Annotated in this window: 20 protein-coding genes; all 20 read left to right on the top strand. The window is 64.5% G+C overall.

The genetic code is table 11. The features are described from left to right. The first annotated feature begins 2 nt into the window (after positions 1 to 2). The 20 genes from T31B1_RS18375 (at position 3) to T31B1_RS18280 (ending at position 17,499) form a co-directional block, all read left to right on the top strand. Positions 3 to 701: a transglycosylase SLT domain-containing protein gene (locus tag T31B1_RS18375; RefSeq protein WP_353250994.1), complete on the top strand. Its 699-nt coding sequence runs from the start codon at positions 3 to 5 to the stop codon at positions 699 to 701. Then, positions 688 to 1,221 carry an integrating conjugative element protein gene (locus T31B1_RS18370; protein ID WP_353250993.1) on the top strand — a complete coding sequence of 178 codons (534 nt, stop codon included), beginning with the start codon at positions 688 to 690 and terminating at the stop codon, positions 1,219 to 1,221. The genes T31B1_RS18375 and T31B1_RS18370 overlap by 14 nt, the downstream gene beginning before the upstream one ends. Then, positions 1,218 to 1,406: a hypothetical protein gene (locus T31B1_RS18365; protein ID WP_353250992.1), complete on the top strand. Its 189-nt coding sequence runs from the start codon at positions 1,218 to 1,220 to the stop codon at positions 1,404 to 1,406. Before T31B1_RS18370 ends, T31B1_RS18365 begins: the two co-directional genes overlap by 4 nt. Then, a complete protein-coding gene (gene traD / locus T31B1_RS18360) occupies positions 1,406 to 3,634 on the top strand; it encodes a type IV conjugative transfer system coupling protein TraD (protein WP_353250991.1) in 2,229 nt (742 codons plus the stop codon). Before T31B1_RS18365 ends, traD begins: the two co-directional genes overlap by 1 nt. 2 nt (positions 3,635 to 3,636) lie before the next feature. After that, on the top strand, positions 3,637 to 4,335 hold the full coding sequence (locus T31B1_RS18355) for a TIGR03747 family integrating conjugative element membrane protein (protein ID WP_353250990.1): 699 nt from the start codon (positions 3,637 to 3,639) through the stop codon (positions 4,333 to 4,335). Positions 4,336 to 4,478: 143 nt separating this feature from the next. Further along, positions 4,479 to 4,847 carry an integrative conjugative element protein, RAQPRD family gene (locus tag T31B1_RS18350; RefSeq protein ID WP_353250989.1) on the top strand — a complete coding sequence of 123 codons (369 nt, stop codon included), beginning with the start codon at positions 4,479 to 4,481 and terminating at the stop codon, positions 4,845 to 4,847. Next, positions 4,844 to 5,077 (top strand): TIGR03758 family integrating conjugative element protein, encoded by a 234-nt coding sequence (locus T31B1_RS18345; RefSeq protein WP_353250988.1) that lies wholly within the window; start codon positions 4,844 to 4,846, stop codon positions 5,075 to 5,077. Before T31B1_RS18350 ends, T31B1_RS18345 begins: the two co-directional genes overlap by 4 nt. A gap of 19 nt (positions 5,078 to 5,096) precedes the next feature. After that, the gene (locus T31B1_RS18340) at positions 5,097 to 5,510 is read left to right on the top strand and encodes a TIGR03745 family integrating conjugative element membrane protein (protein WP_353250987.1); all 414 of its coding nucleotides are present in this window, start codon (positions 5,097 to 5,099) and stop codon (positions 5,508 to 5,510) included. 39 nt (positions 5,511 to 5,549) lie between these two features. Next, positions 5,550 to 5,906, top strand: a complete 357-nt coding sequence (locus tag T31B1_RS18335; RefSeq protein ID WP_353250986.1) for a TIGR03750 family conjugal transfer protein — start codon at positions 5,550 to 5,552, stop codon at positions 5,904 to 5,906. Beyond that, on the top strand, positions 5,903 to 6,592 hold the full coding sequence (locus tag T31B1_RS18330; protein WP_353250985.1) for a PFL_4703 family integrating conjugative element protein: 690 nt from the start codon (positions 5,903 to 5,905) through the stop codon (positions 6,590 to 6,592). Before T31B1_RS18335 ends, T31B1_RS18330 begins: the two co-directional genes overlap by 4 nt. After that, the gene (locus tag T31B1_RS18325) at positions 6,592 to 7,503 is read left to right on the top strand and encodes a TIGR03749 family integrating conjugative element protein (protein ID WP_353250984.1); all 912 of its coding nucleotides are present in this window, start codon (positions 6,592 to 6,594) and stop codon (positions 7,501 to 7,503) included. The genes T31B1_RS18330 and T31B1_RS18325 overlap by 1 nt, the downstream gene beginning before the upstream one ends. After that, positions 7,490 to 8,935, top strand: coding sequence for a TIGR03752 family integrating conjugative element protein (locus tag T31B1_RS18320; protein WP_353250983.1), 1,446 nt, complete (start codon positions 7,490 to 7,492; stop codon positions 8,933 to 8,935). The genes T31B1_RS18325 and T31B1_RS18320 overlap by 14 nt, the downstream gene beginning before the upstream one ends. Before the next feature lie 22 nt (positions 8,936 to 8,957). Then, complete coding sequence (locus T31B1_RS18315) at positions 8,958 to 9,395, top strand: TIGR03751 family conjugal transfer lipoprotein (RefSeq protein ID WP_353250982.1); 438 nt, start codon at positions 8,958 to 8,960, stop codon at positions 9,393 to 9,395. Next, the gene (locus T31B1_RS18310; protein ID WP_353250981.1) at positions 9,392 to 12,280 is read left to right on the top strand and encodes a conjugative transfer ATPase; all 2,889 of its coding nucleotides are present in this window, start codon (positions 9,392 to 9,394) and stop codon (positions 12,278 to 12,280) included. Before T31B1_RS18315 ends, T31B1_RS18310 begins: the two co-directional genes overlap by 4 nt. Beyond that, a complete protein-coding gene (locus T31B1_RS18305) occupies positions 12,277 to 12,768 on the top strand; it encodes a TIGR03757 family integrating conjugative element protein (RefSeq protein WP_353250980.1) in 492 nt (163 codons plus the stop codon). Before T31B1_RS18310 ends, T31B1_RS18305 begins: the two co-directional genes overlap by 4 nt. Before the next feature lie 2 nt (positions 12,769 to 12,770). Beyond that, positions 12,771 to 13,721, top strand: a complete 951-nt coding sequence (locus T31B1_RS18300; RefSeq protein ID WP_353250979.1) for a TIGR03756 family integrating conjugative element protein — start codon at positions 12,771 to 12,773, stop codon at positions 13,719 to 13,721. Positions 13,722 to 13,731: 10 nt separating this feature from the next. Continuing rightward, positions 13,732 to 14,151 (top strand): hypothetical protein, encoded by a 420-nt coding sequence (locus tag T31B1_RS18295; RefSeq protein ID WP_353250978.1) that lies wholly within the window; start codon positions 13,732 to 13,734, stop codon positions 14,149 to 14,151. 12 nt (positions 14,152 to 14,163) lie between these two features. Further along, positions 14,164 to 15,618 (top strand): hypothetical protein, encoded by a 1,455-nt coding sequence (locus T31B1_RS18290; RefSeq protein WP_353250977.1) that lies wholly within the window; start codon positions 14,164 to 14,166, stop codon positions 15,616 to 15,618. Further along, positions 15,605 to 15,979, top strand: a complete 375-nt coding sequence (locus tag T31B1_RS18285; RefSeq protein WP_353250976.1) for a hypothetical protein — start codon at positions 15,605 to 15,607, stop codon at positions 15,977 to 15,979. The genes T31B1_RS18290 and T31B1_RS18285 overlap by 14 nt, the downstream gene beginning before the upstream one ends. A gap of 11 nt (positions 15,980 to 15,990) precedes the next feature. Then, complete coding sequence (locus tag T31B1_RS18280; protein WP_353250975.1) at positions 15,991 to 17,499, top strand: conjugal transfer protein TraG N-terminal domain-containing protein; 1,509 nt, start codon at positions 15,991 to 15,993, stop codon at positions 17,497 to 17,499. Positions 17,500 to 17,507: the final 8 nt, after the last annotated feature.

The following is a 17,507-nucleotide window of genomic DNA, read 5'->3' as shown; positions in this document are numbered from 1 at the left end:
TCATGCGCCGGTGCACCCTGCTTTGGCTTGTTTGGTGCGTGGCCCCGCTGGCGTTCGCCGGGCCGCACACCGTGCCGGCGGCGTATACGAACGCCGCCCACGCCCACCAGGTGCCGCCGGTGATGCTCTATGCCCTGTCGCTGACTGAATCCGCTACGACGCTGTCGTTCGGTCGCCGGCCCTGGCCCTGGACACTCAACATCGCCGGATCCGGCGAGCGCTATGCCACCCGCGCCGCAGCATGCCAGGCGCTGACCACCGCGCTCACACACACGAAGATCGTCGATGTCGGCATCAGCCAACTCAACGTGCATTGGCAGAAGACGCTGTTCAGTGCCGGCGGGCGTTTCGCCGATCCCTGTGCCGCGCTCAATCCCTACGCCAACCTGGATGCCGCGGCGGCGATTCTTTATCACTGTCATCAACGCCAGGGCGGCAGCTGGATTGACGCGGCGGGCTGTTATCACCGTCCCGCCGGCGGCGCCCCGGCCGCGCGCTATCGCGCGGCCTTCAAGCGCGAGCTCGCGCGATTGCGCGACGCGTCCGTGCACGTGGCGACCGGCCACACGTCACGCACGGCACGCGCACAGTCGGTCGCAGCGGCCGGCCCCGCGGCCGATGAGGCGCATGCGAGCAGCCCAAGCCGCGTGACTTGGATCAGTCCCACCCATGATAGCGGGAGTTCTCATGCGCTCGATTGATCGGACGCTGTTATGCGCTTTGATCGCCGGCCTGGCGCCGCTGGCCGTCGCCCAGGCCAAGCTCACCGTGGTCGCCGACCACGGCGGACAATCGGCGCGGTCCTACTACGCCCCGATTGCCGGGGCCGGGGTCGACGAGCAACACGCCTACAGCGCCCGGGCCGAGGCGATGAGCCGCGGCCCCGTGCGCGAAGCCGACATGCTGCCGGTCCACTCGGACCGGCTCTCGCCCGGCTCGGTGCGCGCGCGACACCTGACGCTGCCGGCGGGCATGACCCCGTTTTTCATCATCGGCGCCGATCCACTGTCGTTGCGTTGGCTGAAACAACGGGGCGACCGCTTGCGGGATCTGCACGCCGTGGGCCTGGTCGTCAACGTCGATTCCGCGACCCAACTGAAACAGCTGCGCCGCATAGGCAAAGGCCTCGTGCTGCGGCCGGTGGCCGGTAACGACATCGCGGCCCGCCTGGACCTAGCGCACTACCCCCTCCTCATCACGCCCCAGGGCGTTCAGCAATGAGCCAACACGCGCCTCACCCCATCGATCAGTCGAGTGTCTATCACGAGAACGTCGAAGCCACCCGGCAAGGGGCCACCGATGCCATCCACGACGTGTTTCGGCGCGCCCGAGTCAATCTCTATGACGAGATTCGCCGCGAACAGGCGAACGGCGGTCGCACGGCGAAGGCGCTGCGCACGCCGTAATGGCCAGCGCGCATCCCATCGAAGCCAATCTGCGACCGGCCGTCGAGATCTATACGGCCGGCGCCTGCGGGCTGTGTGCGTGTGCCTGCGTGGTCTCGCCTTGGATGCTCGCGCTTGCTCCGAGCGTCGGCTACGGCATGGCCGGGGGTTTCATGGTTTTCGGCGGGCATCGTTTCATCCAGGCCTGGCGGGTCATACGCTATCGCCGGGGCATGCGGCGTCTCCCGCGTTTCGCCGTGTCCGCTCGACGGATCCCGGTCAGCAAGCGCTATCTCTGGCTGGGGCGCGGTTTCCGCTGGCAGGTTCAGCACACGCGCCGGCTGTATGAAGCCCAGCAGCCCGAAGCGCAGTCTTTTCTGCGCCCGAGCCTGGCGTATCGCACCGCACGCGCCCTCGAAGCACCCCTGGAACGGCGGCATCTGACCTGGCTAGTGGATGCGCTGCGCGCCGATACAATCCTGAATCCGGTTCGCCCGCTGCCGCCAGTCGGTGGCGATCCGGCGCTGCATGCAGTCGAGCCCAACGAGACCGATATCTATATGCCGCTGGGCGAACGCGTTGGCCATACTCTGGTTCAGGGCACGACCCGTGTCGGCAAGACACGGTTTGCCGAAGTGCTGGTCACGCAGGACATCCGCCGACAGATTGGCGGCGGCGAGGTCGTGATCGTCATCGATCCCAAGGGCGATGCCGATCTCATGAAACGCCTATACGTCGAAGCCAAACGTGCCGGCCGACTCGATGCGTTCCGCGTGTTCCATCTCGGCTATCCGGAAGTCTCGGCGCGGTACAACGCGGTCGGCCGCTTTGGCCGGATCTCGGAAGTCGCCACGCGCTTGTCCGGCCAGTTATCCGGCGAAGGCAACTCGGCGGCCTTTCGGGAGTTCGCCTGGCGCTTCGTGAATATCGTGGCGCGAGCCCGGCACGCGCTGGGTTATCGGCCGACCTACGAACAGATCCTGGCCGACGTGGTGGCGATCGACGAGCTCATGATCGAGTACGGCAAGCACGCCCTGCCTGCGGTTGACGAGACCGCCTGGCAACAGATCATCGAGATCGAAGGCGGGCTCAACGAGAAGAAAATCCCCCGCAACATGCAGGGGCGGGATTATCGCGTGGTCGCGATCGAGATCTACCTACAGCGCAATAAGGTTGCCGATCCCGTGCTGGCGGGCCTCAGATCCGCCGTGCGCTACGACAAGACCTATTTCGACAAGATCGTGGCCTCGCTGTTGCCGCTGTTGGAAAAATTGACCACCGGCAAGACCGCCGAGCTCCTATCGCCGGATTACAACGATATCGACGACGAACGGCCGATCTTCGACTGGCGTCAGGTGATCCGTCAGCGCGGTATCGTCTATGTCGGCCTGGACGCCCTGTCAGACTTCGAGGTCGCCCAGGCCGTGGGTAATTCCATGTTCGCGGATCTGGTCTCGGTCGCTGGCGACATTTACAAGCGCGGCGTCGACGACGGTCTGCCCGGCGCGGATCCCGACACCAAACCGACGATCGACCTGCATTGCGACGAGTTCAACGAGCTCATCGGCGACGAATTCATTCCGCTCATGAACAAGGGTGGCGGCGCCGGGATCCAGGTCACGGCCTATACCCAGACCCTGTCCGATATCGAAGCGCGGCTCGGCAACGCGCCCAAGGCGCGCCAGGTCATCGGCAACTTCAACAACATCGTCATGCTGCGCGTGCGCGAGGAAACCACCGCCCAGCTGCTCACGCGCCAGCTGCGCGAAGTCATGGTCAGCGCCCGGATGCTGGTCTCCATGGCCTCGGACAATTCCGATGTCGATACCGACACCGATTTTTCCTCGAGCGGCGGCGATCGCGTGTCGACCATACCCAAGCCCATGCTCGAGCCCGCCGATGTGGTGTCACTGCCCAAGGGTCAGGCGTTCGCCCTGATCGAGGGCGGTCAGTTGTTCAAGATCCGCATGCCGCTGCCCAAGGCCGAGGACTCGGCGGAACTCCCGAACAACCTGTCCGAGATCGCCGAACACATGCGCGAGCGCTACCAGACCGCCGATCACTGGTGGGACGATGTCGCCCCGCCGCCGATCACGATCGATAACGCGGCACCCACCGGATTCGCGTCGCCCGGCGCGTCGGGCGCCGATACCGATGCTGATGCAAGACAGCGCTCGGCTGCCCCGGCCAGTGCCTGGGCCGGCGACAACATTCACGACCTCGCGCTCGACACCGACGACGAGGATTAAGCATGGCGCGCGGTCGTGATAGCCATCCGGCGAAGAAAAGCCCGACCTGGTTCGGCTGGGCCGTCGGCCTGCCGTTTCGGATCATCGCCGTGGTCGCCGTGTCGATGTTGACCTCGATTGCGGTCGAATGGATCGGTATCTATTGCGGCTGGTGGAGCCAGCCGGGAGCGCGCCACGCGCAGGGCGTGCTCACCCACGAGCTCGGCTGGATCGATACACAGTTCACCCACTCGCTGATCTTCGCCCGCCCGGTGGATAGGGCTCGCCTGGTCATCACCAAAGTCTATGACGCGGTCTTTGTCTGGACCGGCATCGCGACCTGGTTTGCCGCACACACCAGCAGCGAGGGTTGGGCGGCCACGATCGCCACCTACGGCCAGGCCGGGATCGACGTCTCGCTCGTGGTCCTGGTACGCGTATTCATTCTGACCCTGACCGTGCCCCTGTTCGTCATGGCCGCGTTCGTGGGCATCGTCGACGGCCTGGTCCGGCGCGATCTGCGCAAGTTCGGCGCCGGGCGTGAGTCGGCGTTCATCTATCACCACGCCAAACGTCTGACCGGCCCCGTGTTCATCCTCGGTTGGCTCATTTATCTGTCGGTGCCGTTCTCGGTCAACCCGAACACGTTTCTTGTGCCCTGCGCACTCTTGTTCGGCTTATTGATCTCCGTGACGACCGGCTCGTTCAAGAAATATCTCTAGGTGTGATCCAGGCCCGGCTTAACGGCACTGGGCGAGCCTCGAAAAAATTCCGACGCCCGCTGCAGGGGTTTTTTGTCACACCGCGCGCCCGCTTTGGAAGGATGCGGCCCACGTCCTAGTCAGCCATCACGAGGGCCATCGACGTGACTGATGCCACTTCTTCTCGAGCCGGGCTGAAACTCGCCATCGCGCTGACGATCGGCGGGGTGGCCGCGGGCAGCGCATGCCAGGCCGCGAACGCGGCCGAACCGCGCGATCCGATCCAGCGCGAGGACATCGCCCTGATCGAAAAACAGCTGGCCCGCATCAATACGGTCATCGACCGGCTGGCCGTCCGACAACGTGAACAATCCGGCCGACGCGTACTTCTCGATGTCGGCCGGTTGCGGGCCAATGTGAACAACATCCGAAACGGCCTGCGGGCTTATCTCGCGCCGCCGCGACTGCCGCCCCGCCAGCCGGCGCCGCTGTCCGGCCAATATCTGGCCCAGGATCCCGGCCCCCGTCCATGAGCCCGAGCGCGGCCTTCGACAACGCCGCCGGCGGGTCGACATCGACCATCGCGGTGATGGCGGCCGGCGTTATCGCCACCGCGATCCTGCTCTGGGCCGGCTGGGCTTTGCTTTCGGTGTATCTGGGCTGGGCGAAGACCCGCGTGGATACGCCCATCGCGCAGCGTGCCGTTGTGCGCATCGTCGCGCTGACCCTCGTGATCCTCTGGATCGCGCTTTCCAACCTCTGACCCACGGGGGAACTGCACCATGCAACGCCTTATCAAACTGACCGCCTTTGTTCAGCGGCTCGCCTTGGCGCGAACCCTCGGACACGCCGTAGGCCGCGTCCGGAAGCCCCTATCCGCAGCGCTTCTGGCATTGGCCATCCTGCCGCAGGTCGCGCTTGCCGATCTGCCCAGCATCGAACAGCCGAGCAATGGCGGTGGGGGCGGCAGCCTCTACGACAACATCCAGGGCTATCTCGCCGATGCCGCGGTCCTGCTCGGTCTGATTCTGACCACGGCCGGGTTTCTGGTGGTTGCCGGCAGTGCGCTCGGCAAGTTCCGGGAGGCCACCAAGCGCGGCGAATGGGGCGAGTTCGCCACCGTCGTCGTGGTCGGTGTCGTGCTCGTCGTGATCCTGATCTGGCTCGCCAACAAGGCGTCCGACATCCTGGCGTGAAGCGCGTATTTCATGGCGGACCAATACACCATCGCGTTCGTGCCGACCCGGCTCAACAAGGCCCCGATTGTCTTTCGCGGCATGACGGGCCGCGAGGTCGGCGTCGTGGCGGTCAGCGGCCTACTGGCCGGCATTCCGCTCGGCATTATCGGCTGGTGGTCCATCGGCATGATCGCGATGTTGCCGACCGTGATGTTCGTGTGCGCCGGCATCGCGATCTGGTTCGGCGGCACGCTCATGCGTCGGCTGCGGCGCGGCCGGCCCGAGACCTGGCTGTACCGCCGCCTGCAGTGGATCGCGGCCCAACGCGGCTTCAACAGCGCCGGACTGATCATTGAGACCGCGACCTATCGCCCCCGCCGAGATCGCAGTTTTCATACCGGGGACCCCCTGTGAGCAGGTTTCGCCATGGCAACGCGGCCCGCGACGCACATATCGCAACGCTGCGCGTTATTATCGCGGTGTTGGCGCTGCTCCTGTGCGGTGCGGGTTACGGCTGGTACCAGGCCCCACAGGATCTGACCATCCATAATCCGCCCGATCTGCGCAGTGGCTCGACCCGCAAGTGGTGGCAAGTGCCTCCGTCCACGGTGTATTCCTTCGGCCTGTATATCTGGCAACAGATCAACCACTGGCCCAAGGACGGCGAGGTCGATTACAAGGCCAATCTGCGCCGTTATGCGTCTTATCTGACGCCCAGTTGCCAGACCGAACTCGCCCGCAACTACAAGCGGCGTGTGCATCGCAACGAGCTTGATGATCGCGTGCGCACCCTCCAGGAGATTCCCGGCCACGGTTATCAACCCGAAGACGTCACGATCCTCGATCGCGATCACTGGGTCATCTCGCTCAACGCCGAGATCAACGAATACCTGCAGGGAACCCCGGTTCGCGACCTGTATATCCGTTATTTCCTGCGGGTGGTGCGAGCCGACGTCGATCCCGAAACCAATCCCTTCGGCCTGCAACTGGACTGCTTTGCCAAGCCGGCGGTGCGCCTGAGCTGGCCGCATAAGACACCGGCCTCCGAGACCACCAATATCAGCCCGGCCGAGGCCGGTACCGGGGAGGATGATTCCTGATGAAACCCGCCCATCCAACCGATCGCAGCTACTGGCGGGCGTTGTTCGGCGTGCTCGTGCTTGCCTTGACCGCGTTTACGAGCGCCCACGCGACCGATATTCGGCACTCGAAGCGCGAGCCCATCGACATCAAGCTGCCGGTCGGTACCGAACGCATCGTGGTCTTCGGCCACGAAGTCCGGGTCGGCCTGCCGCCGAAAATCGCCAATCCCGACGTTTTGCGCGTGCAGTCGACGGGCGGCGCGGTGTATCTGAAAGCCAAAAAGCCATTCGATACCCAGCGCGTCCAGATCCAGGACATGACAACCGGCCAGATCCTGTTGTTCGATCTGTCGGGCGTGAAACACGCGTCTGACGAGACCGTGAAAGTCGAGATCGATCCCGATCAGACGTCGAAGGGCCAGGCTTCCGGCGGCGCCGATCAGGGGTCGACGTCGCAAGCCCAATACAAACCGGTACCGCCCGACGCGTTCCCCGGCGGATCGCGTTATCAGGGCGCGCCGATTCCGGTGGCGCTGGTCCGCCACGCCGCACAGGCGCTGTATTCACCGCAGCGGATTGTGGCCGGAAGCCGCCGGATTCATCGCATCGCGGTGGCCCATGGCGGCATTTCAGGCTTGCTGCCAGCTTATCCAGTGGCCGCTAAGCCGCTCGCCGCATGGCGCGAAGCGCCCTACACGGTGACCGCGATCGAAATCACCAATCGCGATCCCAACCGACGCTTTCAGCTCGATCCGCGGAATCTCGCCGGCGCCTTCTATGCGGCCAGTTTCATGCACGACACGGTCGGGCCGGCCGGCGCGCTGATCGATACCACAACGCTGTTCGCGGTAACGAAAAACGGCGGGCTGTCCGATGCGCTGACCCCGCCGGCGGGCGATAGGGCAACGGAGGCCGATGATGCAGATTAAGTCCAATGCCCTGCTCAAGTTCGGCGTGCCGGTATTGATCGCCATCGGTTTGGTGCTCGGCCTGCGCTCCTGCCTGCACCGCGGTGACGATCAAACGGCCACGGCCGACAAGAAACAGGGTCCGGCCACCCGCCAGTTGACCGAAAGCGAGCGCAATGCGCTTGGCGTCGAGGCCGACAGCCCCAAGGACACGGTCTCGACGCTGGTCGCACAGGTACAGCAGATGCGACAGCAGTTAGCCGACTCACAGAAGCAGTCGGAAAAGCTGCGCGAACAGAACGAGCAGCTGGCCAAGCAAAAACACAATATGCAGGGCGCGATCAACAACGCTCTGGCCAAGCAACAATCGGAAAGCCGGCATCAGCGTAGCTCACTGGTGGAGTCGTTGAATCGCAAGATCGAAGGTCTGCGCGCGACGATCAACATCGACTCCGATGACAACAAAAACAACAACGACATGCCGGTCGGCCTCGGCCTGAACGACGAGACGCCGGCCGACGCTCAGGGCGGGCTGTCGTGGGTCAATCCGCTGGGAGTCAGCGCCGCAAGCGCCGGTTCCGAGGATGGCAACGGTCAATCCGACAACGGCGGCTCGGCGTTTTCGACGGCGTTCGCCTCCGGCAAACAGGCGGTGGCCTCGGCCGGCCAACGCGCCGACCGGGCCCTGTCCGGTAACGACAACCAGGCCGCGGCCGGCACGCCGGTTTATACCGTACCGAAGAACGCGACGTTGGTCGGGTCCGTGGCCATGACCGCCCTGCTCGGCCGTGTGCCGATCAACGGGTCGGTCACCGACCCCTATCCCTTCAAAGTGGTCATCGGCCCGAAGAACCTGACCGCCAACGGTATCCAGTTGCCCGAGCTCAAGGGCGCGATCGTCTCCGGCACGGCCACCGGCGACTGGACGCTGTCGTGCGTGCGCGGGAAGGTCAAGTCGATCGCGTTCGTCTTCCAAGACGGCACGATCCGGACCGTGCCGAAATCCGACACGCCGGGCGAAGGCGGCTCCAATGACAGCAATGATGACGAGATCGGCTATCTGTCCAATCCCCAGGGCGTGCCCTGTGTCGCCGGCACGCGCAAGACCAATGCGCGCTCATTCATCCTGACGAGTCTGCTGCTGTCGGCCGGTGCGGCCGGCGCCAACGCTTATGCCGGCGGTGAGACCACCACCAGCGTATCGGGCCTCGGTACCACCACGGGCGTCACCGGCAATGTCGGCAAGTATATCGCCGGTTCGGCGGCGTCCTCCGGCCTTAACGAAGTGCGCCAGTGGATCCAGAAACGCTTTGGCCAGACTTTCGATGCCGTCTATGTCCCGCCGGGCCAGGCCGTCGCGGTGAACATCGACAAGCAGCTGCCCATCGACTACGAACACCAAGGACGGAAGGTGCATTATGCGCATCCCACACGCGCAAGCAGCCTCGATTAGCGGCCTCGCGCTGACGGCGGCCATGGCCCTCTTGGGCTGTGCGACCTCGCAGGAGGAGTTGCTGCCGACCCACGGCACGACCATGGCCGGGATCTGGCAGAACACGACCACCGGTCGAGCTTCGCCAGCGTCAGACGGCGACAGTGACGGTGATCACACGACGAATCTACAACGTGCCCGCTCGGCGCTGCGCCGGCCGCTCGGCGCGCAGAAGCTGACTGCCGAGCGCAGCGCCTACACGCGCACCGCGACCAACGAGATTCACAGCCAGTTCTCGCGACTGCCCAATCCGGATTTGACGCTCTATATCTTCCCGCATCTTTCGGGCGGATCGGGCGAACAGGTGCCGGTGCCCGGCTACACCACGATCTTTCCGCTGTATGGCCGGCCGCACTATGGCCAACCGGGCGAGCGCACCGCTTATCAGCCGATTGCCGATCATGGGAGCAGCCCACAATGAGCACGCCGGTCGACGCGCTATTCGGTCCAATCTTCCGATTGCTGCCGAGTAAGCGATTCCATCAGGCCAGCGCCGACGCCGGCGACGGCCACACGCCGCAGCCGGATCCCGTCGACGACACGAACAGCCAGCACGGTCAGCCGCGCGGCACGCCGCTCACGCGCAGCGAAATCAGGCAATCCTATGACCGCGGGCCCTCATTCAGCCGTTACTTGCCCTTCGTGGAGTATCTGGCCGAATCGGGCTGTTTCCTGCTCGAGGACGGGATGTCGGTCGGCATCGCGGCCGAGATTCGGCCGGTCCCGACCGAGGGCCGCTCGCAGGACGCCCTGTCGGCCGTGCGTGATCAGATCGAATCGGGATTCCAGGACGGCCTGCCCGAGTACGACAACAATCCCTGGGTGATCCAAATCTTCGCGCGCGACGAGATCGATCCGACCCACGATGTGAATGCGTTGCGGGCCCATGCCGCGCCGCATCTGGCCGATGATGCGTTCACCCAGGCTTGGCTGAATGGTATGGCCGATCATCTGCACACGATTTCCCGGCCGGGCGGCATCTTTCACGATGACCGCATCACGAATACACGCTGGCGCGGCCAGACGCGCCGCGTGCGGCTGCTACTGTATCGCTGGCTCGGATCGAGCGTTGAGGCGCCGGTCGCCGAGGACGAGGCCAACCGGGTCTATGACCGGGTGACCGCGGCCCTGTCCGGCTCGGGTGTGCATATCGAGCGTATGGATGGCGCGGCCGTCCAACACTGGCTGCTGCCCTGGTTCAATCCGGCGCCGGCCAGTGACCCGGACGATCCGGATCCGTTCTATCAACGCATGACCTATCCCGGTGACGACGAGATCGCGGCGCTCGCGCACTACGATCTCGGCGAAGACGTGATCCACAACAACCCGGTCGGCGACGTCGAGACCGGCGTCTGGTATTTCGACGGTCTGCCGCATCGGGCGATTCCGGTCGAGGAAATGCGCCGGGCACCCGACGTCGGTCATATCACCGGCGAGATGTCGCGTTCCAAGGGCCAGGCCTACAACGCGATCATGGATCAGCTGCCCGAGGACACGATCATGGCACTCACGATCGTGGCCACGCCCCAGGAGCCGCTGGAAGACCATATCAACCGGCTGCGCGCCAAAGCCGTGGGCGACAGCGTCAAAGCCACACAGGTCCGCCATGACTGCGACAAGGCGCGGGCAATGCTGGCCGAACAACATAAGCTGTATCAGTACGCCCTGACCTTTTTCATCCGGGGCGACAACGATGCGGACCTGCGGCGACGCATGCTCACCCTGACCACCCAGCTGCAACAGGCCAAGCTCAAGCCGGTCGCGGCCGAAGACGAAGTCGCACCACTGAATACCTACCTGCGCTGGCTACCCATGGCCTACGACCCGGCCGAGGACAAGCACGCCTGGTATACCCAGCTGGCTTATGTGCAGCATCTGGCCAACCTGACGCCGTTTTTTGGGCGTTCGCGCGGTACCGGCCATCCGGGGCTGTCGTTCTTCAACCGCGGTGGCGGCACGTTCTCGTTCGACCCGCTGTCGCTCGACGATCGCGCCAAGAACGGGCATATGCTGATATTCGGACCCACCGGCGCCGGCAAGTCGGCGACGTTGAACGCGATCTTTTCCCAGGTCATGGCACTGCGCAAGCCGCGGCTGTTCATCATCGAGGTCGGCAACTCCTTCGGCCTGCTGGCCGACGATCTGGCCCGGCATGGCCTGTCGGTCAACAAAGTGAAACTGGCGCCGGGCGCGGCCCCGCCCCTGCCGCTGTTCGCCGACGCCCATCGGCTGCTCGCGGCAGATGCGGCTCAGGCGCGCAGCGTGTTTGACCGGGCCGACGATCGCCATTCGGATGAACCCGCACCGGTCGCCGAAGACGAGGATGACGACAGCGAGCGCGATCTGCTGGGCGAGATGGAGATCACTGCGCGGCTGATGATCACCGGCGGCGACGCGAAGGAGGACGCGGAGTTCCGGCGCTCGGATCGGCGCCTGGTCCGCGATGCGATCTACAACGCGGCCGTCACCACGAAGGCCGAGAACCGCCAGTGCCTGGCCGAGGACGTGCGCAATGCGCTGTATGCACTGTCGCGCAGCGAGGACCTGCCCGATGTCCGCCGGGCCAAGGCCCACGACATGGCCGAATCCATGGGCCTGTTGTGCGACGGCTTCGACGGCCAGGTGTTCAACCGCGAAGGCGACGCCTGGCCCGAGTGCGACGTGACCGTAGTCGATCTGGCCCATTATTCGCGGGACGGCTACGAAGCCCAGCTGGCGCTGTCGGTGATCAGCCTCACCAACATCATCATCGGCATCGCCGAGCGCGACCAGTATTCCGGGCGACCGATCATCCAGGCGATCGACGAGTGTCACGTCGTCACCGTCAACCCACTGCTGTCGCCCTATCTGGTCAAGGCCGGAAAGATGGGCCGCAAGCTGTCCTACTGGATCTGGCTGGCAACCCAGAACCTCGAGGATTTCCCGGACGCCGCCACACGGCTGCTCAACATGATCGAGTGGTATGTCTGTCTGGTGACGCCCCCCGATGAAATCGAGCAACTGGCGCGTTTCAAAACGCTGTCGGCTGACCAGAAACAGCTGATCCGGTCGGCGACCAAAGCCAACGGCAAATATACCGAGGGCGTGGTACTCGCGGATCGCCTCGAGGCGCTGTTCCGGATCGTGCCGCAAAGCCGTTATCTGGCGCTGGCCGGCACCGAGGGCGAGGAAAAAGCCGAGCGCCGCCAAGTGATGAACGAGCTTGGCTGCAGCGAGCTTGATGCGGCGTTGCATATCGCCGCGAAGATGGACGAAGCGCGCGGCATGAAATCGACCGCCGGCGCCAACCATCAGGGCGCATCATGAAACCGAATCGTCTCGACGCGTCCCAGGTACGCGCGCCGTTCAAGACGGTCAAAGGCAAGCGGGGGGTCAAATTCCGTCAGGCGTCGGTTATTGCCGCGCTCGCGGTCACGACACTCTGCGCGGGTTTACTGCTCGCGAGTCTGCCGGCGATGGCCAAGACCGAGGTCTTCATGATCGCGGGCGTGCCGGTCACCCATGTCCCGGATGGCGTGACCGTGGTCGAGCTCGACCAGCCCTCGCGGCTCGACAAGCAGCTGTCGGACGGCCTGCCCGGCACGCAAGACGCCGCCGCTCGGGCGGTTCAGAAGCGTCTGTCCCGCTTCAGAAAATCCTATGGCCAGGCCTACGAGGGCCTTTTGCGGGCCTGGCGTCTGGGCGTGACGAAAGTACCGGCCGTCGTGGTTGATGGCCGGTACGTCGTCTATGGCCAACCAAACGTCAAAGCCGCGGTCGCCGAGATCCACCGGGCCGCAGCCAGGGAGAAATGATCATGAGTCATCGACGCACCCCGATTCTACTGTTTGCCGCGCTGACGCTGCTCGTGAGTGCGTCCATCGTGCCACGCTCGGCCCGGGCCATCGATACCGGTACGATCGTTGCCTCGGCGGCCTCATGGAACTGCCTGGACTATAAAGTCACTGGCGTCTGCGTATGGCTGACCTGTACACCGTTCGGCTGCTATACGCAGACCAGCGTCAAGGTCCGGCACTACATGCCGGATCTGGTGGTGTCGGTGTATCAGCAGACCGGCGACAATCCCTGGTCGGTGATTTCGCCCCTGGCACCCAGCAACGCCACGGCCCAAGCGGGTGGCAACCAGACCGAGGGTCGGGCCGGCCGCGATCACCGTAACGTCCGGTTCAAGAACGCCGACGCGGTGGGCCATCCCGCCGCGGCCGGCTTCGATCTGCTGTCGAGTGTGGGCTATACCTGCGACTCCGCGGCCACGCCGATGCAGCCCTATTTCCTGTCGGTCTTCGATTCCCTGGCTTGGCGTGGCGGCGTGCCGGAGTCGGGTTACCCCGAAGCTCTGACGCCCGGTATGCGGGAAGTCGGGTCGACCGGTGACATCTGGGGCAACGTCTATCCCCGCTCGGGCTTCATCAATCAGGCCAACGACTACAAGGCTGCGGCCGTGATCGCCCAGCGTGTGGCCGACTTCGTCACGCGCGAGGGGCAGCCGCATGTATACACGCCGCTGAACGCGAGCCCACGTGCGGGCTACTGGCCGCCGGATCCGATCACCGAGGGTGATGCGTCGACGGGCAAATGGCAACGCCTGCAACCCGACCCGACCCAATCGTGCTCGGTGTTTCCCGATCGCGGCATCACGGCCAGCTTTAGCGACGTGCTCGCCGACGACGGCGACTACGTCTGGGCGTTGTGGCGGCCTTATGAATGCTGCCAGCGCCGCGGCCAGGAACTGATTTTTGCCAGCTAGGGAGACCCCGATGAGCCATTTCCGGTCTTCAACTCTGCGCACCGCACTGCCGATGGCGCTGATGCTGTGTATCACGATGGTGGCCGGCTGCGGGTCCGATGTCGGGCCGTCCGCCGACACGGTGCGCCTGGACGTTCTCGATCGTCTGAATCAACGCTTTCACGGCCTGCTCGATATTGACCAGTTCACGGTCGACCACCGCAATCAGTTGAGCGAGAACCGTATTCAGTTCCATGCCACGGCGAGCTACAAGCTCAATGTCGAACAGATACAGCACGCCCAACAGGCTAACCGGGTACTCCCCGGCTACAACGCGGCGTTGGACCGGGCCCGGCGTAGTGCCGGCACAACCGAACCCATGATCCTGCTCTATCGCCGCGCCGGCGATGAGCTCTGGCAGTTGTCCCGGATCCAGCCGGGCCACCAATAAGGGGGAGACGCCATGTTGCGCGATCGACTTGCACGACGCCGCACGCTGACTGCTGGTATGGCGATTGCCGGCGCAATATGCCTGATGCTGCCACCAATCGCCTCATCGGCCGCCGGCGACGATCTTTACTACCAGATTGGCGGCGGTGGCCCGGTGAGCGCGTCGGCCGGCCGCGGCTATCAGCCCGGCAGCCTCGGGCTGGGCATCAACTGGAATCAAGGCTCGGCCTGCAGCGGACTCGATCCGCAGGCGACCGTCGCCAATCAGCTCAACGGCGCAACCCGCGGCTTTCAGGACATGATGGGCTCGGTCGTGCAGAACGCCACCGGCGCGGTGGCCGCCCTGCCCGCCATGATCATCCAACGCGCCGCGCCCGGTCTCTATGACCTGCTGTCCAACGGCGTGCTACAAGGTCGGCTGGATTTCAACAAAGCCAAGACGTCGTGCAAGGCCATGGCCAAGCGCGCCGCCGATGCGATCACGTCGGGCGGCTGGCAGCAACAGGCCCAGGCCGAGAATTGGCAGTATACGGCCGCGACCAATGGCGATGCCGTGGCTGCCGAGCAGACCGTCGAATCCCAGGGTGGCGACAAGGGCGTGACCTGGGTCGGCGGTGAAAAGCGCGGCGGCATCGCGCAACAGCCTGTTAAGGTAATCCACGATACCGCCGTGGCCGGATACAACATCCTGCACGGGCGTTCGGATCCGACCAGCACGCAACCGGTATCCGGCGGTGGCCAGGGCTGGGGCAGCGTGCCGACGTCCAGCGGCGCGTGGCCTGGCAGCGGCGGTTCGGGATCCGGTGGGAGCAACGCCGGCACGGGTACCGGGTGTCACGGTGGCATGTGCACCGTCTGGGGCTCGCCCACCGATGCCTCAGACTGGATTACCGATGTCGTCGGCGATAAACAGATCCGGACCTGCAGCGGCTGCGAGAAGGTTGAGTCGAAGTCCGGTACCGGCCTGATGCGCGCGCTCGAGGACCAGCAGGACGCGATCGAGCAGAAACTGACGGCCATGGCGAACGGCAGTCAGCCGATCACGGCCGCCAAACTGCGCGAAGTCTCAGCGGGCGCCACCTTGTCGGTCTCCCGCGGCGTCATCAAATCGCTACAACATGACCCGCAGGGGCCACTGTTGACACACCGTCTGGCCGCCGAGATGGCGTTGGCGCGCACGCTCACGCAAGCCCTCTGGGCCCGGCGAATCATACTAGCCGGCTCGGACGAGCCCGGTATCGCCAACAACAGGAAAGGCCAGGACGCCATCGACGGCGAGTTGACCCATCTCGATCGCGGGATCCAGGCACTGCGCACCGAGATGGAGGTCCGCCGGTCGCTGGCCCACAACGCCGCCGCGATGGCCTTGACCCGCAACCGCGGTGCCGCCGATCGCGGCGCGCCGGCCAACACGCGGACAGGCGATCGCGAGACCGACAGCCGGGGCGCTATCGATGGCAGCCAGTAGAGCCAGCCGGATCGGCGCCTGGACGGTCTTTGTGTTCGCCTGGGCCGCGGTCCTCGTCGTGGCGCTCGCGCTCGTTGCGGTTGGGGTATCAATGGCCGGCGGCGCGGTTGCCTTCAGCCACTGCCTGACCCGCATCGCCCCTTACGCCCTGCTCTGGCGTATCGGCATCTATGTCGTCATCGGCACGCTCTATATCACGCGCTGGCGCCCGCGGCTGCGCGCTCTGCAGAACCGTCAGACGGACGGCGGTGAGGCCGCACACCAACGACTCGTTCGTGTCGAGCGGATGTTCCTGGTGGTGATCGTCGCGGTCGAGGTGGCGAATGCACCCGATCTCATCGACTGGATGATGGCGGGCTGACGGAGGTTGTCATGAGCGTGGATCTGTCCGTATTCGATTTTTTCGAGAACGTCGTGCTGATGCTCGGCTGGATCGTGAACAACGCGATCTGGGGCGTCTTGAATAAAACGATGCTCGCCGCCTTGCCCTTTGCCGCGCTCATTCTGCGAGAGTGGTATACCGCACGCCGCGAAGGCGAGGACGAAGGCAACAAGGGGCTGCTCGCGCTCAACCGGATCGAAACCACGCTGTACGCGATGCTTTTGGTGTATGCGTTTGCTGCGGTGCCCCTGATGAGCGTGCAGTTCGCACCGGCGAATTACGATCAACAGCATTATGAGAAGTGCGGCATCAAGGTGGGCACCGGCGGCACGTCCACCGGCGCCGGCGCGTCCTTGGGCGGCAAAACCGCCGATATTCCATTGTGGTGGGCCTTCGTTCACGCAGTGTCGAACGGCGTGACCAATGCCGCGCTTGCAGCCCTGCCCTGTGATACCGACTACCAGTATCTGCGCACCGAGCTCGATCGCACGGCGATCCAGGATCCGACCTTGCGCAGCGAGGTCGTCCGGTTCCAGCGTTGGTGTTACGGCCGATCGCGCACCCAACTGTTCCGCAAATCCACGAGTCTGGACGCGGCCACGGCGAAGGATACGGATTGGATCGGGTCGCATTATTTTCTAAATACCGCGGGCTATTACGACAGCTTTCAGTCCCATCGGCCGGTCAAGGGATTTGCTTACAACGCCTCGCGCGATTCCGGCTTCGGGACCGGCCCATCGCAAGGCGGGTATCCCACCTGCAAACAATGGTGGTCGGCGTCCGGGAACGGGCTCAAGGCCCGATTACACGATCAGATCGACCCCAACCTCTGGCAGAATATCCATGCAGCGTTCACGTCGGCCACGGCTGACGACTATGCCATTCGGGCCCTGCTGAACACACAGGGCGGGATGGCGAACGGCAATTCGGGCAGCGATGTCGTGTCCGGTTCCGGCGGCGGTAATGAACTCAACAGTACCGTCGGAACCGTGGCCGGCGCGATCGGCGCCGGCCTGGGCTGGCTCCCCGCGGAGGGCATGAAAGATGTCGCCGCGCGTGCCATGCCCATGGTTCAGTATCTGCTGATGATGGCGATGGTCATCGCCATGCCCGTCTTGATCGTGATCTCCGGGTATAGCTTCAAGGTGGCTGGGATTCTGACGTTTTCCTACTTTGGTCTGGCGTCCTTGACGTTCTGGTTCGGCCTGTCCCGCTGGCTGAGCAATAACCTGGTGGCCATGCTCTACCAGAGCAACGCAGCCAAGCTCGGCTTCATGGCCGGGCTCACCAATGCTTATGACATTTCTATTCTGACCCTGGTGCAGGCGTCAATGGTGGTGGTGCTTCCCACGGCCTGGCTCGCGATGCTGGGGTGGGCTGGTGCTGGGGCCGGTAGTGCGTTGGGAGGTGCCATGAAACAAGGTGGGAACGAAACAGGAAATGCTGGCAAGCAAGGTGGCCAGAAAACTCAAAGCACGGTCTCGGGAGGGAAGCTGTAAATACAGCT

It is taken from the genome of Salinisphaera sp. T31B1 (genome assembly GCF_040361275.1).
Classification (GTDB): Bacteria; Pseudomonadota; Gammaproteobacteria; order Nevskiales; family Salinisphaeraceae; genus Salinisphaera.
Note: the sequence above shows the minus strand (reverse complement) of the source record. Positions and strands in the feature narration are given on the sequence as shown.

What these genes read in the sequence shown, in the direction of transcription:
- T31B1_RS18375 (WP_353250994.1), top strand. Translation starts at nt 3, where the DNA reads ATGCGCCGGTGCACCCTGCTTTGGCTTGTTTGGTGCGTGGCCCCGCTG.
- T31B1_RS18370 (WP_353250993.1), top strand. Translation starts at nt 688, where the DNA reads ATGCGCTCGATTGATCGGACGCTGTTATGCGCTTTGATCGCCGGCCTG.
- T31B1_RS18365 (WP_353250992.1), top strand. Translation starts at nt 1,218, where the DNA reads ATGAGCCAACACGCGCCTCACCCCATCGATCAGTCGAGTGTCTATCAC.
- traD (WP_353250991.1), top strand. Translation starts at nt 1,406, where the DNA reads ATGGCCAGCGCGCATCCCATCGAAGCCAATCTGCGACCGGCCGTCGAG.
- T31B1_RS18355 (WP_353250990.1), top strand. Translation starts at nt 3,637, where the DNA reads ATGGCGCGCGGTCGTGATAGCCATCCGGCGAAGAAAAGCCCGACCTGG.
- T31B1_RS18345 (WP_353250988.1), top strand. Translation starts at nt 4,844, where the DNA reads ATGAGCCCGAGCGCGGCCTTCGACAACGCCGCCGGCGGGTCGACATCG.
- T31B1_RS18340 (WP_353250987.1), top strand. Translation starts at nt 5,097, where the DNA reads ATGCAACGCCTTATCAAACTGACCGCCTTTGTTCAGCGGCTCGCCTTG.
- T31B1_RS18325 (WP_353250984.1), top strand. Translation starts at nt 6,592, where the DNA reads ATGAAACCCGCCCATCCAACCGATCGCAGCTACTGGCGGGCGTTGTTC.
- T31B1_RS18320 (WP_353250983.1), top strand. Translation starts at nt 7,490, where the DNA reads ATGATGCAGATTAAGTCCAATGCCCTGCTCAAGTTCGGCGTGCCGGTA.
- T31B1_RS18315 (WP_353250982.1), top strand. Translation starts at nt 8,958, where the DNA reads ATGGCCCTCTTGGGCTGTGCGACCTCGCAGGAGGAGTTGCTGCCGACC.
- T31B1_RS18310 (WP_353250981.1), top strand. Translation starts at nt 9,392, where the DNA reads ATGAGCACGCCGGTCGACGCGCTATTCGGTCCAATCTTCCGATTGCTG.
- T31B1_RS18305 (WP_353250980.1), top strand. Translation starts at nt 12,277, where the DNA reads ATGAAACCGAATCGTCTCGACGCGTCCCAGGTACGCGCGCCGTTCAAG.
- T31B1_RS18300 (WP_353250979.1), top strand. Translation starts at nt 12,771, where the DNA reads ATGAGTCATCGACGCACCCCGATTCTACTGTTTGCCGCGCTGACGCTG.
- T31B1_RS18295 (WP_353250978.1), top strand. Translation starts at nt 13,732, where the DNA reads ATGAGCCATTTCCGGTCTTCAACTCTGCGCACCGCACTGCCGATGGCG.
- T31B1_RS18290 (WP_353250977.1), top strand. Translation starts at nt 14,164, where the DNA reads ATGTTGCGCGATCGACTTGCACGACGCCGCACGCTGACTGCTGGTATG.
- T31B1_RS18285 (WP_353250976.1), top strand. Translation starts at nt 15,605, where the DNA reads ATGGCAGCCAGTAGAGCCAGCCGGATCGGCGCCTGGACGGTCTTTGTG.
- T31B1_RS18280 (WP_353250975.1), top strand. Translation starts at nt 15,991, where the DNA reads ATGAGCGTGGATCTGTCCGTATTCGATTTTTTCGAGAACGTCGTGCTG.